This window comes from Ignavibacteriota bacterium (assembly GCA_013285405.1).
Lineage (GTDB): Bacteria > Bacteroidota > Ignavibacteria > Ignavibacteriales > Ignavibacteriaceae > IGN2.
On record CP053446.1, the window covers coordinates 759,088 to 775,459 of the forward strand.

The following is a 16,372-nucleotide window of genomic DNA, read 5'->3' on the forward strand; positions in this document are numbered from 1 at the left end:
TGATCATCTTCCTTATAATAGTTATTGATAAGTAAGAACCGATTTAAGGAGGAATTAATTTATCACTAAAAGTATTATAAAAATTGCCTCCACATAACAAAGATAACTAAAGATTCCTGATATACTCAACACCTCCAAGCGAACTCATTTGCCCAAGAATCCAATTTTGTCTTCTTAAAATATAACCCGAAGGTCTCCTTACTGAAAAACGAACAGGATTTGGTATTGTAGCAGCAATTAAAGCAGCCTGACTTCGTGTCAACTTTGATGGGAGTTTTTTAAAATATATCTGGCTTGCTGCACCAACACCAAAAATCATGTCACCAGTTTCAATAATGTTAAGATAGACTTCAAGAATTCTTTCTTTACTCCACAAAAGTTCAATAAGAACTGCAAAGTATGCTTCCAGACCTTTTCTGATAAAACTTCTTCCCTCCCACAGAAATAAATTCTTCGCAACCTGCTGAGTAATTGTGCTGGCACCCCGAAGTCTTTTCCCACGATTACTTTGTTCAATTGCTTTTTCAATCTGTTCAAAATCAAATCCAAAATGGTTTGGAAAATTCTGATCTTCGGCAGCAATTACAGCAAGCGACATTTGTTTTGATATTTCATCATAGCTGAACCACTGGTAAGCAATCATTTGTTTTTCTTTAAATGTAACTAAGGCTTCAACTTTTCTTTGAATCATTATAGATGAAGTTATTGGGTTTAACCATTTTAGAAGCAGTACAATAAAGACTGTGAGGAAAATAAATCCGAGAAAAATTTTCAAAAGTAATTTTGGTAATTTTTTAATGAACCGTTTGAAGTTGAATTTTTTAGCCATTTACCCTAAAATAATTATGGTACCGGATCATAACCGCTTCCACCCCAGGGATGACATTTAATAATTCTTTTAAAGCCAAGCCAGCTTCCTTTAATTATTCCGTACTTCCTCAATGCTTCAATTGTATAATGAGAGCACGTTGGTGTAAATCTGCAAGATGGTGGAAATAATGGTGATATAATTAATTGATAAATTTTAATAACAATTATTAATGGAATTGCCAGAAACTCAAAAATCTTTTTAAAAAAAATTTGCACTCTCAAATTCTTGTATAAAAAAAATTACGATTATAAAATTTATTTAAAACCTGCTAATTCAGTGAATTAGCGCACAATAAAAAAATTATCTTTGAAATTCTCTTTAAATATAACTTAATTTGCGCCGTCAAAATCGAGACTTAAAACAAAATAAAAGATAATATGTCAAAAAATGTTGTAATTGTTGAATCGCCTGCTAAAGCAAACACAATTGAAAAATATCTTGGTGAAGATTTTCTTGTTACTTCCAGTTATGGTCATATCAGAGATCTGATAAAGAAAGATAAGGGGATTGATGTTGAAAATAACTACACTCCGCATTATATCATACCTGAAGATAAAAAAGCAAGAGTAAAGGAATTAAAGAAATTATCTGATAAATCAGAAACTGTGTGGCTTGCAACTGACGAAGACCGTGAAGGTGAAGCGATAGCCTGGCATTTAAAAGAAGTATTAGAGTTGCCCGAGAAAAAAATCAGAAGAATTGTTTTCTCAGAAATTACCAAACCAGCAATCCTTGATGCGGTAAAGAATCCGCGTGGGATTGATTATAACCTTGTGAACTCACAGCAATCGAGAAGAATTCTTGACAGGTTAGTTGGTTTTGAACTTTCTCCTATCCTTTGGAGAAAAGTGAAACCAAAATTATCAGCGGGAAGGGTTCAATCAGTTGCTGTAAGATTGATTGTTGAACGTGAAAGAGAAATAGATTCATTTAAATCAGAATCCAGATACAAAGTAACCGGCAATTTTCTTGTAACCGGGAAAGATGGCAAAAAATCTGAGTTCAAAGCTGAAGTACCCGATTATTTTGAATCATCCAAAGAAGCAAAAGATTTTTTGGAGAGTTGCAAAACTTCAGAATTTTTGGTTGAAAGTATTGAAAAGAAACCTGCAAAGAAATCTCCTTCTCCCCCATTTACAACTTCTACTCTTCAGCAGGAAGCAAGCAGAAAATTGCGTTTTTCAGTTTCACGAACAATGCTCGTTGCACAAAAGTTGTATGAAGCAGGCAAGATTACATATATGCGAACCGATTCAGTTAATCTTTCTGAAATTGCTCTCAATGCAGCAGAACAACAAATAAAAAATGAATACGGAAAAAATTATTCTCACCGCAGACAGTTTAAAACAAAATCTAAGACTGCTCAGGAAGCTCACGAAGCAATTCGTCCGACCGATTTCGGCAATGAAAGTATTTCAGGTTCCAGAGATGAAAAAGTATTATATGAATTAATTTGGAAAAGAGCTCTTGCATCACAAATGTCTGATGCTCAGCTTGAAAGAACTACTTTGAAAATCAATGTAAGCAAAGCTGATAAGTTATTTGTAGCAAAAGGCGAAGTAATAAAGTTTGATGGATTTCTTAAAGTTTATCTTGAGTCCATCGATGATGAAAACGGCGAGAACGGAGAAGATGGAATACTTCCGGATTTATCAGAAGGAGAAAAAATTTCATTCACCGAAATTACAGCCACACAAAGATTTACCAGACCGCCCTCCAGATTTACGGAAGCAAGTCTTGTGAAAAAACTTGAAGAGCTTGGAATTGGAAGACCTTCAACGTATGCACCAACTATCAGTACGATTCAGAAGAGAGGTTATGTTCATAAAGAAGAACGTGAAGGTACGGAACGTAAATATGAAGTTTTAACTCTTGATCAATCAAAAAAAATAAAGAGTGAAACACTAACCGAAATAACCGGAGCTGACAAAGGAAAACTGTTCCCAAACGATGTTGCAATGCTTGTTAATGATTTTTTGCTTGAACATTTTCCACAGGTAATGGATTATAAATTTACCGCACGCATCGAAGAGGAACTTGACGAGATAGCAAATGGTGAAATGGACTATCACGAAATGCTTGACGAATTTTATCCTCCTTTCAAGAAAAAAGTCGAGCATACGATTGAGACATCCGAAAGAGTATCGGGAGAGAGAATTCTCGGGAAAGATCCGGCAACAGGAAAGCAGGTTTCTGTAAGAATGGCAAGATTTGGTCCTGTGGCAGTCTTAAGTAATCCAAAAGATGAAAATGATAAACCACATTATGCTGGATTAAGGAAAACTCAGAAACTTGAAAACCTGACTCTCGAAGAAGCACTCCATTTGTTTAAACTTCCGAGACTTGTTGGCAAGTATAATGATCAGGAAGTAATTGCGGCAATCGGAAGGTTTGGACCTTATGTCAGGTTCGATGGAAAATTTTATTCCATTAAAGCTCAATATGATCCCCACGATATAGAAATTGATGAAGCGATTGAAGTAATTGAGGCTAAGAAAAAAGCTGATGCAGAAAAGACAATAAAAATTTTCGAAGAGAATCCAGAGTTTCAGATACTAAAAGGCAGATGGGGACCTTATTTAAAAGCCGGAAAAGAAAACGTGAAAATCCCAAAAGACCGGGAACCAGCTTCCTTAACTTATGATGAATGTGTAAAGCTGGCTGAAGAAGCAAAGTTAAAACCAAAACGAAAAGGAAGATTCAGCAAAAGTAAAACCTGATCTGATGTTAATAAATAATTATCTTAATTGATTATTTTGCTTTTATAAATTTCAAAATTAGTGATTTGTAATATGATGGCATTTATAGAGTGGAGTGTTAGTCCTGAGATTTTTCACCTGGGTCCAATATCGGTAAGATGGTATGGATTTTTATTTGCTATGGCTTTCGTGGCAGGTTATGTGATTATGTCCTGGATTTTTAAAAAAGAAGGAAGACCGGGAACAGATCTCGAACAACTTTCTGTTTATATGATATTCGGAACTGTTATTGGTGCAAGGTTAGGTCATTGTCTCTTTTATAATCCCGAATATTACCTCACACATCCAATAGAAATTTTTAAGGTTTGGGAAGGCGGTTTGGCAAGTCACGGTGCAGCAATTGGGATACTCATTTCATTATATCTTTTTTCAAATAAGAAAAAAAATTATCCGCTGTTATGGGTACTTGATCGAATAGTAATCGTAACTGCATTAGGTGGTTCCTTTATCAGATTAGGTAATCTGTTTAATTCTGAAATTATCGGCAAACCAACTGATGTTTCGTGGGCATTTATTTTTAGTTCTGTTGATGAACTCCCAAGGCACCCCACACAACTTTATGAATCTTTAGCTTACCTGATAATTTTTATTATGCTCTTCTTAATTTATTACAAAGGAATTGAAAAAAACCGGAGAGGTTTGCTATTCGGATTATTTCTTGTTCTGGTATTTACTTTCAGGTTTTTTATTGAATTCCTGAAAGAAAATCAAACCGGCTTTGAAGCAAGAATGACATTTAATATGGGGCAGATATTAAGCATCCCTTTTGTATTAATAGGATTATTTTTTATTCTAAAATCTTTTAAAGTTGAAAAAGCAAATGGATCTCATAGCAAAGATAAAAAATAAGTCAGTGGCTGTTGGAATTATTGGAATGGGCTACGTCGGTTTACCGCTCGGTCTGGCATTCGCTGATAAAAAAGTTAATGTTCTTGGTTTTGATCTTGACAACAAAAAAATCAATATGCTGAATAAAGGAAAAGGTTATCTGAAGCATATCAGCAATAACAAAATAAAGAAAGCAGTGCATTCAGGTTATCTTAGAGCAACCTCAGATTTTACAAGACTTAAAGAAGTTGATGCTATAATTATTTGTGTTCCTACTCCTCTTACTGAGCACAGAGAACCAGATATGTCTTTTGTGAAAAACACATCTGAGACAATTTCAAAATATTTGCGTAAAGGACAACTTGTTGTTCTTGAATCAACTACTTATCCAGGAACAACACGGGAAGTTTTGTTACCACTATTTGGAAACGCAAACGGAAAGAATAAGTTTAAAGCAGGTAAAGATTTTTATCTGGCTTTCAGTCCAGAAAGAGAAGATCCAAATAATCCGGAATATACCACATCTCAAATTCCAAAGGTAGTTGGAGGTCTTACTCCTCAATGTTTAAAAGTTGCAAAAGCTCTTTACGATCTCGTTATTATTAAAACTGTTCCTGTTTCTTCACCTGATGCTGCTGAAGCAACAAAATTATTAGAGAACATCTACAGGTCTGTTAATATAGCTCTGGTTAATGAACTTAAAATGGTATTCGATAAAATGAAAATTGATATCTGGGAAGTGATAGCTGCAGCTTCAACAAAACCATTTGGTTTCAAACCGTTTTATCCGGGGCCTGGATTAGGTGGGCATTGCATTCCTATTGATCCTTTTTATTTAACCTGGAAGGCTCGAGAGTTTGAGATCAATACGAAATTTATTGAGCTTGCCGGTGAAATTAATACGCAACAACCCTATTATGTTGTTGCAAAGTCTGCTGAAGCACTAAACAAATTCAAAAAAGCTCTGAATAATGCAAAGATATTAATTCTTGGAGCTGCGTATAAAAAAGATATAGATGATATGAGAGAATCCCCGTCTCTGAAATTAATTGAACTGTTTCAGGAAAAAGGTGCTATTGTTGATTACTATGATCCGCTTGTACCCGTTTTACCTAAAACGAGGAAGTTACAATCTTGAATTGAAATCAATCAAACTCACAAAAGAAAAAATCATGAAGTATGATTTAGTGGTACTAAGTACTGATCATTCAATATTTGATTATAAATTTATCGCTTCAAATGCTAAACTGATTTTAGATTCACGTAATGCATTCGAAACGAGAAGAATAAAATCTACTAAGATTATTAAAACTTAAGTAAATTCTGATGCGAACGACTATTTCTTAAACATCGATTCGATAGCATCGATTACCGTATCAACTGAAATCTTTTCCATACAAGAAATATCTTCAGTACAATATTTTCTATAATAACATTTACATTCCTCGGAGGAACAGAGTTTAATCCCCTTTCCATAAAGTTCAATTTCATGTATTGAAGTTGGACCGAAAAGTGCGATGATTTTTTTCTCAAGTGCTGTTGCAATATGAAGAGCAAGTGTATCAGCAGTTATTACCAAATCACATAAATCAACAATTGCAGCAAACTCTAGCAACGAGTTGTCAAGTCCGGTATTAATAACGTAGTCAAATTTTTTCTCCAGTTTATGAAAAGTTTCAACTTCCTCAGGTCCGCCAAGTAGTAATAAATTAAACTCATTATTTCCAAGTCTTGTAATTAATTCCTCCCATCGTTCAAGAGGCCAACCTTTACTTGGCCATTTGGTACCAATACCTACATTTAATCCGATTACAGGTTTTTTAGAATTTATTTTTGTTAAAAATTTCTTTCTTAAAATTTTTTCTTTTTCAGTATCAGATACTTGGATCATTGGTATTTCTACAGGTAACGCCAACTCTAAAATTTCATACATCAACTGTTGATTTGATTTTTTATTCGCTTTTTTATATTGATCGAAAGCGCTCATTTCAAGCCAAACCTTTGATGCTGTTGATGTTGGTTCAACATATCCCATTCTATTTAAAACAAATCCTATTTTTTCTTTTGCATCTGTGAAAGCCGCAATTGCGGAACTAATTTTTGAGGTATCAAGATTGATGACCATATCATAACTTTCTGCTTTAATTCTCAACAATGCATCGTCTTCAATTGTAATTACCTCATCAACAAGAAAATTATTTTTAAATAATTCTTTTGCATTCTGTCTTGTACACCATTCAATATAACTATCGGGAAACTTTTTCTTAAGTGGTTTCAATATAGAAGTTGTTCTAAGAACATCACCAATGGCATCGAGTTTAATGATGAGAATTTTAAATGAGATTGGTATGTAATGATTACAATCATCACAAATTATACCTTCATTTTTATTATAGGAACAAGGTCTGTCTCCTTTAAAATGGGCGCAATCAATTTTGAGCATATTTAATATCCTTTATGGAAAGCTGGTTTGTACAAAATTATCAATAGCGGCTATTTTACCAACATTTTGATAGTTAAAATGTAATCAAGAAGTAATAAAAACTCTTTTCGTTGCATTAATAATACCAATCTGAATTGAACTATAAAAACCAAACAAAACTGCAAAAGCAGCTACTATTACTTTTCATAAAAAATTGCACTTATGTTTATTTCCATGTAATTTATGAAGTGATAATTCACTGTGCTGTTGTATTAAATAACTATTTGCAGCTATTCTGATTTATAGCTGCCAACAAAAACAAATTATTGGAGGATCTATGCAACTTCGAAAAAGGGCATTCGGGTTAGCTGTAGGATTGTTCTGGGGGTTATTAATTTTACTGGGAACTTGGTTTCTTTTATTGAGAGGTTCACCAGGTGAAGTTTTTTCAAAAGCAAGTTCATTTTATATCGGATATTCCTATAGCTTTGGCGGTGCGATTATCGGTTTTATATATGGTTTTGTAACCGGATTTATTGCAGGGATATTCATCGCCTGGTTATATGAAGTTTTTTGCAAAATGCTTTATAAAACTGATTCTTCAAAATAAAAATCATTCTCATATTATCCCCACCAATCAGGTTGGTGGGGAAATTTATTTTTAAGTCATTCTGGTTAAAAGATGGCGATTTTATTTTTCAATTTTTTAACGAATTAAGATCATCTTCTTTGTTTCAACAAAAGCAGTTCCTGAATTTTCGGATGGATCACTAGCTGTTATCCTATATACATATACACCACTTGTCAAACTATTTGCATTAAATTCTATTTCATAAACTCCAGACCCTTGCTTTGTGTTCAGTAAGGTTAATATTTCTGTGCCAAGTATGTCATATATTTTGATCACAACTCTACTTTCGATCGGTAGCTGATATCTGATTTTCGTAGTTGGATTAAACGGATTCGGATAATTCTGGTGCAAAACAAATTTATCAGGAGTGATATCAACTTCGATTTCATTCGAGTATTCATAACTTCCATTCATATCTAATTGTTTTAATCTGTATTTAAGTTTACTTACTCCCGCAATATTTTTATCTGTAAAGGAATACGAGTTTGGCAGACTGCTGTTACCTTGACCACTAACAAATCCGACGGTAATCCAATTTTCTGCATCAACATATCTTTCTATTTCGAAACCATAGTTGTTTATTTCTGTTCCTGTTATCCATTCAAGATACACTTCATTATTACTCGCATTTGCCGTAAATGATATAAGTTCAACAGGAATGATGTCATTTTGGTATTTAAACATTGTACCGTTCATTCCTCCAATCCAACCGGTAGTTTCATTTGTAAAGCAAAGTGATGTCAAATCATTTTCGGTTACATCATCATACAAAATCCAACTATTACCAAAATCTGTTGTGTTAAGTATTGTTCCATTATCACCACATATCCAAATAGTGTTTGAATTAGTGAAAGTTACAGCTTGAAGATCGTTCAGAGAACCACAATTTAGAGTTACCCAAGATTCGCCTGCATCTGTAGATACTAAAACAGTACCATTATTTCCAACACACATACCCAAAATCGAGTCATAAAATTTAATATAGTTCAAATCATTGGTGGTTCCACTTGTTTTACTAACCCAGGTTTCACCTGCATCTGTAGATTTTAAAATACTGCCAGCTTTACCGATTGCCCAACCCGTATTGATATCGTTAAAGTAAACACTTGAACTACTGACTGAACTTTTTTGGATCCAGGTTATCCCGCCATCAGTTGATTTAAAAATTCCAGTGTTATATTCATCATTGGTTGTCCATCCAATATTCTGATCAATAAAAAATACGGAAGAATACAAACCTACACCTGCAATCCAATTCTCGCCACCATCAGTAGTTCTGTAAAAACCTGTCATTCCATCACCGACAGTCCATCCCATGTTTTCATTAACGAAATAAACTGATTTTGTTGCACCATCTGAACCTTGAAAAAATTGTTGTGTTTTCCAGATTTTGCCTCCGTTAGTTGTTTTAAGTATTACATCACCAGCCGATGGAAGCCAACGATTCCTTTTTCCTACTGCCCAGATAATGTTTTCATTTAGACAAAAGATAGAGTAAATATCGTCTCCGTTATAATTTGATGATTTGTCGCCGCTTAAGATTTGTAACCAGGAATTGCCATCATCTTCGGTTATAAAAATTGCGCCGGTAAAACCGACAGCCCATCCCTGTCCATGGTCATTCCCGCTTACTGAAACTAAACCATTTTCTTCCCATCCACTATACCTCCGAAACCAAGTAGAACCACCATCTGATGTAGTATATATTTGTCTATCCCAGCCATAGCCATTTCCTCCTACAGCATAACCTATGTTCTTATTTTTGAAATAGATTGAATTAATTCCTCCGGTTATATAAATATTAGTTTGTTCAATAAATCTTTTTTCGTTTTTCTTAAAACTTGGTGTTATAATTAATTGAATCCAGGTATCACCGCCATCAGTTGTCTTAAAAATTATATTTTGATTTGTATAACCGCCACCAATAAAACCGGTATCAGCATTTAAAAATTTAACGGCAAGTAATGACGAGTAATCATAATAAAAACTACTATGCTTATTACTCCAGCTTGAACCACCATTAGTAGTTTTCAGTATTGCATATGATCCGCACTCTCCTCCGACAGCATATCCTGCTGATGCATCAACAAAATTTACATCATACAAATCACTATTGGTGTTCGAAGATTGATATCTCCAGGTTGAACCACCATCAATAGTTTTTAATATTGTTCCTTCAAACCCTACAACATAACCTATTTCATTATCAATAAATTGAATTTTTGTTAAGTGATTTGTTGTTCCACTTGTCTGGTTAAACCATGTTTGTCCACCGTCAGTTGTTTTAAGAATAGTTCCTGACTCACCACATATCCATCCAGTGCTTTGATTAACAAAATAAATTGATTTTAGAATTAGTGATGTGCCACTATTTTGTTGAACCCACTCAATTCCAGCATTCGTAGTTTTTTTTATAAATCCTTCTGAGCCAATTATCCATCCTAAATTGTTATCTACAAAAAAAGTTGACCACAGATCATTACCATCCGGAACAGGGTTTTGATTTGTCCATTGTGCATATTGAATCTGAGTTACGAGTAGAAAAAAAATCAAAATTCGTAATAGGGACATTGCAGAAATTTTCCTTAATGATTGACAGTAAATTAAATGCATCATAAGATTCACTCTCATTCCCATAGTAAAAACATCAAACAAAATATGAGCAATATCTTATAGTATTTAACTATGGATGTTGGATGTTGTAGCAGGTTTATCCAATCATCATTCCACTAATAAATGTAGTTAATTAACAATTTATTGACTATAAAGTTATCAATTGAAGAAAGTGTATCAATTTTAGGCGAGACTATCGAATATCGAAATATCCAGAATTAAATGGCACCACAAATAGTAAACAACAATAACAACAACTATATATTATAAATTATGAAATGTAGGAATCAAAATGAGCAAGAAATGATCAAGAATAAGTTTTGAGCGAGAATTCAAAAATCAGAATTGCAAAGATTCAGTACCTGTTAATTTCAAACTTAATTGCCAAAGTTTCATCGCAGTTTCTTTACTATATGAAGCAGATGAAGAATTGATTTCTTTTTTTTCAAAGAAATACTTTCCAGAGATTCTACCAACTTCATCAGATGAAGCCAAATACACAACAGTTTCAGATGCTTTCTGCGGTGAAATTAATTTTAGATTAAGAATATAAGAGAGGTAATGCTTCATCCATGGAATGAGTCCGTTATTTCTGCTAAAGTTTGTTGCCACACCTCCCGGATCAACAGCATTTACTGTTATTTTACTACTTTGTAATCTACTTGCTAACTCGTATGTAAAATACAAATTTGCTAATTTTGATCGTCCGTATGCTAATCTCCTATCATAGTGCTCTGGTGCAACTATATCATAAAGTTCTTCCGTTCCATTTGCATGTGCTGCTGATGAAATATTGATTACTCTACCTTGTGAGGATTTCTTTAACATTTCAATTAAAGAAAGTGTTAATAAAAAATGTCCGAGATGGTTAGTGGCAAAAGTTAATTCTATTCCCTCATCGTTTTTAAAATAATTGTCGAACCTTGCGCCAGCGTTGTTAATTAAAACATCAATGTGATTAAAATCAGATTTTATCTTTTCTGAAACATTTCTCACTTGCTTCATAGAAGAGATATCAGCTTTGTAAAATTTCACTTGAGTATTATTTTTTTCCTTGATTTGATTGCAAATCTTTTCTCCTTTTTTCTCATTTCGCGAAAGAAGAATTAATGAAGCACCAGTATCCGCAAGTTTTAATGCTGCTGCTTTCCCAATTCCTGAGGTAGCTCCTGTTATTAAACAGATTTTGTCTTGCATGATTTATGATCCCGCTAATTAATAATCAGTATTTCTTTTTAACATTTTTGAAAAATCAATGAAGAAGATTAACCAGAATATTATTCCTAAAATGTGAAGTAACTCTTCAATTATTTCATCGTAGTCGAAGTCAATTATTTTACCATCTGACAAGAGATCGACGGTATTTGCCAAACCAAATAAAATATAAGAGATGATAATCAATAAGTATTTATTGTGTGACAATAGTTTCATATAGAATAAAAAATAGGTACCAACCACAATAAAGTAAAATAAATATGTAATCAAATTTGAAATGTTGAATTCAGACCTGAGTAAGTGATGTGGTCTAATTTCAATAATAAACGCTAAAAAGATTGTAATTATCAAAGAAGATATAAGAAAATTCTTTGATTTTTTTTCGATTTTATTGCCTCTTAACTTCAACATCATATAAATAATAAAGAAACAGGTTATAATAAGTAGCGTTATTTTAATATACACTAGCATCTGACAACTATTTGCTTAAGGAATTAACGGATATTAAATGATGCTGATTTACAGGTATAAAATTTTAAGTGATTGTACTTTGTATTATTTTTCAGGTGGTTTGAAATCAAACAGAAATATTTCAAGAAACTTCAACTCAAACAATTTTAATTTTAACAAAACAATAAGAGTGGAATAAAAACTCCCTGACAATATTCTGAATGAATATCACAATTACAAGACGATTAATAATTACAATGTTGAAAAAAAAATGAAGAAAATATTAAGGTTAATTGGAAGTTTAATACTGTTATTGGTGATAGTTATCATTGGTTTTATTATCATTACCAAGCCTTCGACTCCACATAAAGTAACAGTTAGTTCGCAATCAATTATTTATAGAGTGCTTAATGGAAGTCCATCCGAAAATTTGACGAAAGTCATTGAATTAATGGGTGGTATAGATAAGTTAATTGGCGAGAATGATATCGTTGTGATAAAACCCAACGTTCAATGGTGGAATCACGGGGCAACAAATCTCTCCGCGTTGAAAACTTTTGTTGACCTGATAATGAATCGTCCCTCAGGTTTTTGGGGTGAAGTTGTTATCGCTGAAAACTGTCACCATGGAAATGAGCCTTGGGAAGATGAAACCACAGGATGGAAGAAGAATTTTGAAAGAAATTCTGACATCAAGGGAATAAATAATTTTAATGACCTTACTAATCATTTGAAAAAAAATTATGGTGATCGTTATACAACTTCTCATTGGATTGATGTTGCTTATGGAACGAAGCGAGTTTTCAGTCCTGAAGATGGAACAGGTTATGTTTATTGCGATGGGACAGGTGGTGTGCCGTTAATTTATATGGATAATGGTGAAACCGGAGATAATTTTCGTGAAGTCATAATGACATATCCGATTTTTAAAACTGATAAAGGAACTATAATTGATCTTAAGAATGGTATCTGGAAGGATAGTTCATATACAGAACAACCACTTCGCTTTATAAATTTCGCAACTATAAATCACCATAGCCACTATGTTGGAGCTACTGGTGCAGTAAAAAATTATTTCGGAGTAGTTGACATTAGTGGTGGCGGCTGGGGTAAACTTGCTGAAAAGTATAATAATTTTCATTCCTTTGCATACAATGAATGGGATTTTGGACCAGTTGCCGGAACAATGGGTTCTGAAGTTGCTATGTTTTTGAACACCGTCCGCAAAGCCGATTTTAACATTATTGCCGCTGAGTGGGTTGGTTTAGCTTCACGAACCGAACCTCCGGTTGCACATACAAGAACTGTTTTAGTATCAACTGATCCGGTAGCGTTGGATTATCATGCAACAAAATATTTACTTTATTCAAACTCAAATATTCCTATTCACAATCCTGATGATGAGAATAGTCCTCTTCGACATTATCTTATCAAATGTGCAGAAAATAATGGAGGTATTTTTGATGAGACACAAGTTGAAGTAAAATCCTTTGATCTTAAAACTAACTCATTCCAGACTGATGATAATTTAGCGGTAATAGGTGAGACAACCTGGGGCAGTCATTTAAAGACTCTCTATAAATACTTGAAATTCAGATTAGATTTTTGATTTATCAGCGATTTTTATAATTGAATCTTGTATAATATTGTCTAACAATACATAGAATTAATAAAAGATCTTGTAAGAATAGTAAATAAAATCTATGTTTTAATCTGGAATTCTGTTTAATATTTGTATCTGAAATTCTTCATTCACTTGAAGTTCAATAAAATAACTTTCAAGTGCTGACAGAAGAATGTTACTCAAATTTTTGCTGTGCAATCTCAAAGATATTATCAACTAAACCTGAAGGATTAACTTTTAGTTACTTCTGATAGTATCTTATTCTAGAACAATAATAAAAAAAATGACTAGTGTGAGGATAAACTATGCTGCACTCTCTCAAAGGCATTTATCTTATTTTTTTCATGATCGTTTTGCCATTTTACCTTTGTGCATCAAATTATTATGTAGATAAAAATGCGTTGGGTCAAAACAACGGAACATCCTGGGTTAACGCCTGGAAAAGCTTTTCTGCAATCAATTGGAACTTAATACAGCCAGGCGATATAGTTTATATTTCAGGTGGAACCGATTCTACTGTGTATTACGAACAACTAAATATTCAAACTTATGGTTCACTAAATAATTATGTAAATGTCCGAAACAGTAATGATCAGGGACATAGCGGGAAAGTGATTATTGATGGTAATTTTGTAAGGGATTTTGGTATATATATCGAACAAGGGTGCGGAAGTCTAAATCGAGATTGGATTTATGTGAAGGGATTTGAAGTTCGTAGAACAGCATCACATGGTATTTATCTGCATTGTAATGTTAATCATATCGTTATTGATAGTTGCAGAATAACTGAAACATTAGGCAGAAGCATAATGATTATAGGCAATGATGATTACTATCTGACTGAAGGTGGTATATGTGCAGAAAATATTGAAATCAAAAATTGTCGGGCAGAATCACATCCGGATGAAAGCATTTCAGAAGATGATGTTTTCTATATTCAAATGGTGGCAGGCATAAATATTCATCATAATTATATTCATCAGCAAAACCGCCAAACAGGAAGAATCCCGCCAGATCATATGCACATAGATTGTATCCAAATGCATGTTACAAGAGATGTAAAAATATGGAATAATATAGCGATAATAGACTCAGGGGTATATGGGCATGCTATGATATTAGGAATACAATCAAGACCAGGAGAGATTGATACAAATATAATCTATAATAATTATATATATGGAGGTGGACACCTTCAGCCAGGCGGTAATCCTAATGTTCCCGAACTTTATCTCAGGTGGTATGGTTATGTTAATAGTGTTTATCCACCCACTTTTGTTTTTCATAATACGATCGTAACAGCAAATGGTGGATCATATCCGATATATCACGAAAGACCAGCACAGGTCAAGAATAATATTATAGTCCAATTCGGTACGAATGGACAAAATCCTGCTAACTATGGTGGTGTAGGCAGACCAACGTGGCAAGGTGGTTACAATTCCTCGTGGTATAATGATGCAGATAGTTCTGGCAATAATTTAATTTGGCGGGATTATAGTGGTATTGTATTTAGTGGAAATAGATTTAGAGGAAGTGGTGGTTATCCTATTGGAACGCCCTCTGGATGGTTAGGATGGCTAAACACATATGGTGGAACTGGTGTGAATGCGTACCCTGAATTTGTTAATAATGTTAGACAAAGAAATGGCTATGTTCTAAATACAAATTCTCCAGCTAGAAATTTGGGCGAAAATTTGCAATCTTTTATTGTGAGCAAAGGATTACCTTGGTCTGATATTAATGGTAATCCAAGAGATTCATCACCTGATATTGGTGCTTATCAATATTCAAGCGGAAGTGATACAACATTCTTTTTGTCGGTTCAAGTAATCAATAATTTCAATTTAGTATCTGTACCAGGAATAAATCCTGAAGGTATGGGAGTAAACACCTGGTGGGCATACAGAGATCAAACTGCAAATGTTTATAAATTTGCAAACGGATACCTACCAGTGACAATCACAACACCAGGAACAGGATACTGGATGAAGCACTCAGGTAACAGAAATTATAACACTGGTGATGAATGGCCTGCAACTGGAATCCAAACAGTGGCTAACACTCCGATTAACGGCACATCAGGATGGAACATGATCGGTGGATATGACTTCAGTGTATCCACATCCAATCTAACAACCAATCCCGCAGGATTAATATCCGGACCAGTTTATAAATTTTCTACTAACTACCGGCCAGCAACAACAATAAATCCCGGATATGGTTACTGGATCAAACTATCGGGTGCAGGCCAAATTATCTTACCACAAACATTGGAGAAGGGAGAGGAACCGAGAGAATGGTTCCCCGAGGATTGGGGCAAAATAATATTTACAGATGCAGCAGGTATCTGCTATACATTGTTTGCAGTTAAAGGAAAAGTCGATTTAAATCAATACGAATTACCACCCGCACCTTTAGAAGGAATGTTTGACATAAGGTTCTCAAGCGGAAGGATAGCTGAGGATCTTGAAAATGGTGAACATATAATAGAGATGACAGGAATTATTTATCCTATAAACGTAAAAGTTGAAAATATGAATATCACATTGCAGGATGAAAATGGGAAACAAATGACAGCGACTTTGAATAATGGAGAAGAGACAAAAATTAATGATAAATCTATTAACAAATTGAAAATAGTTTTCGGTCAGATAATCACGCCGGAGAATTATTCACTTGAGCAGAACTTTCCGAACCCATTTAATCCCAGCACCACTATAAAGTTTTCATTACCGGAAGCAACTCATGTAATATTAAGTATTTATAATGTGCTTGGTGAAAAAGTAACTGAATTAGTGAATGAAAAGTTGGAGGAGGGCAGATATAGTTATACCTGGAATGTACCACAAAGTGGATTAGCAACTGGATTGTATATCTATGAACTAAAAACAGATAAATTTATTTCTGCAAAGAAGATGTTGTTGGTTAAATGATGTCCAATAATATTTTCACTCTA

At 33.8% G+C, this 16,372-nt stretch carries 11 protein-coding genes and 1 pseudogene; 6 read left to right on the forward strand and 6 right to left on the reverse strand.

Annotated elements, in window-relative coordinates:
* Positions 1 to 106: 106 nt before the first annotated feature.
* A complete protein-coding gene (gene mtgA, locus HND39_03330) occupies positions 107 to 829 on the reverse strand; it encodes a monofunctional biosynthetic peptidoglycan transglycosylase (GenBank protein QKJ95384.1) in 723 nt (240 codons plus the stop codon).
* Between the two features lie 14 nt (positions 830 to 843).
* Positions 844 to 1,092, reverse strand: a complete 249-nt coding sequence (gene yidD / locus HND39_03335) for a membrane protein insertion efficiency factor YidD (GenBank protein QKJ95385.1) — start codon at positions 1,090 to 1,092, stop codon at positions 844 to 846.
* A gap of 156 nt (positions 1,093 to 1,248) precedes the next feature.
* Here yidD and topA point away from each other — a divergent pair, with 156 nt between their 5' ends.
* The 3 genes and pseudogenes from topA (at position 1,249) to HND39_03350 (ending at position 5,774) form a co-directional block, all read left to right on the forward strand.
* Positions 1,249 to 3,591: a type I DNA topoisomerase gene (gene topA / locus HND39_03340; protein ID QKJ95386.1), complete on the forward strand. Its 2,343-nt coding sequence runs from the start codon at positions 1,249 to 1,251 to the stop codon at positions 3,589 to 3,591.
* A gap of 72 nt (positions 3,592 to 3,663) precedes the next feature.
* Complete coding sequence (gene lgt, locus HND39_03345) at positions 3,664 to 4,479, forward strand: prolipoprotein diacylglyceryl transferase (protein QKJ95387.1); 816 nt, start codon at positions 3,664 to 3,666, stop codon at positions 4,477 to 4,479.
* Positions 4,451 to 5,774: pseudogene (locus HND39_03350) on the forward strand (nucleotide sugar dehydrogenase). Before lgt ends, HND39_03350 begins: the two are co-directional and overlap by 29 nt.
* 20 nt (positions 5,775 to 5,794) lie before the next feature.
* On the opposite strand, the gene HND39_03355 reads toward HND39_03350, so the two are convergent.
* Positions 5,795 to 6,901 carry a glycosyltransferase family 9 protein gene (locus tag HND39_03355; protein QKJ95388.1) on the reverse strand — a complete coding sequence of 369 codons (1,107 nt, stop codon included), beginning with the start codon at positions 6,899 to 6,901 and terminating at the stop codon, positions 5,795 to 5,797.
* A gap of 316 nt (positions 6,902 to 7,217) precedes the next feature.
* On the opposite strand from HND39_03355, the gene HND39_03360 reads away from it, so the two are divergent.
* Positions 7,218 to 7,490 carry a hypothetical protein gene (locus tag HND39_03360; GenBank protein ID QKJ95389.1) on the forward strand — a complete coding sequence of 91 codons (273 nt, stop codon included), beginning with the start codon at positions 7,218 to 7,220 and terminating at the stop codon, positions 7,488 to 7,490.
* Between the two features lie 96 nt (positions 7,491 to 7,586).
* Here HND39_03360 and HND39_03365 read toward each other — a convergent pair whose 3' ends face one another.
* From HND39_03365 to HND39_03375, 3 genes are all read right to left on the reverse strand, one after another.
* The gene (locus tag HND39_03365) at positions 7,587 to 10,082 is read right to left on the reverse strand and encodes a T9SS type A sorting domain-containing protein (GenBank protein QKJ95390.1); all 2,496 of its coding nucleotides are present in this window, start codon (positions 10,080 to 10,082) and stop codon (positions 7,587 to 7,589) included.
* Positions 10,083 to 10,463: 381 nt separating this feature from the next.
* On the reverse strand, positions 10,464 to 11,321 hold the full coding sequence (locus HND39_03370; protein ID QKJ95391.1) for an SDR family oxidoreductase: 858 nt from the start codon (positions 11,319 to 11,321) through the stop codon (positions 10,464 to 10,466).
* An 18-nt stretch (positions 11,322 to 11,339) separates the two neighbouring features.
* Positions 11,340 to 11,555: a hypothetical protein gene (locus HND39_03375; GenBank protein ID QKJ95392.1), complete on the reverse strand. Its 216-nt coding sequence runs from the start codon at positions 11,553 to 11,555 to the stop codon at positions 11,340 to 11,342.
* 505 nt (positions 11,556 to 12,060) lie between these two features.
* Between HND39_03375 and HND39_03380 the strand changes: the two genes are divergently transcribed.
* The gene (locus tag HND39_03380) at positions 12,061 to 13,398 is read left to right on the forward strand and encodes a DUF362 domain-containing protein (GenBank protein ID QKJ95393.1); all 1,338 of its coding nucleotides are present in this window, start codon (positions 12,061 to 12,063) and stop codon (positions 13,396 to 13,398) included.
* A 320-nt stretch (positions 13,399 to 13,718) separates the two neighbouring features.
* Positions 13,719 to 16,349, forward strand: coding sequence for a T9SS type A sorting domain-containing protein (locus HND39_03385; GenBank protein QKJ95394.1), 2,631 nt, complete (start codon positions 13,719 to 13,721; stop codon positions 16,347 to 16,349).
* Positions 16,350 to 16,372: the final 23 nt, after the last annotated feature.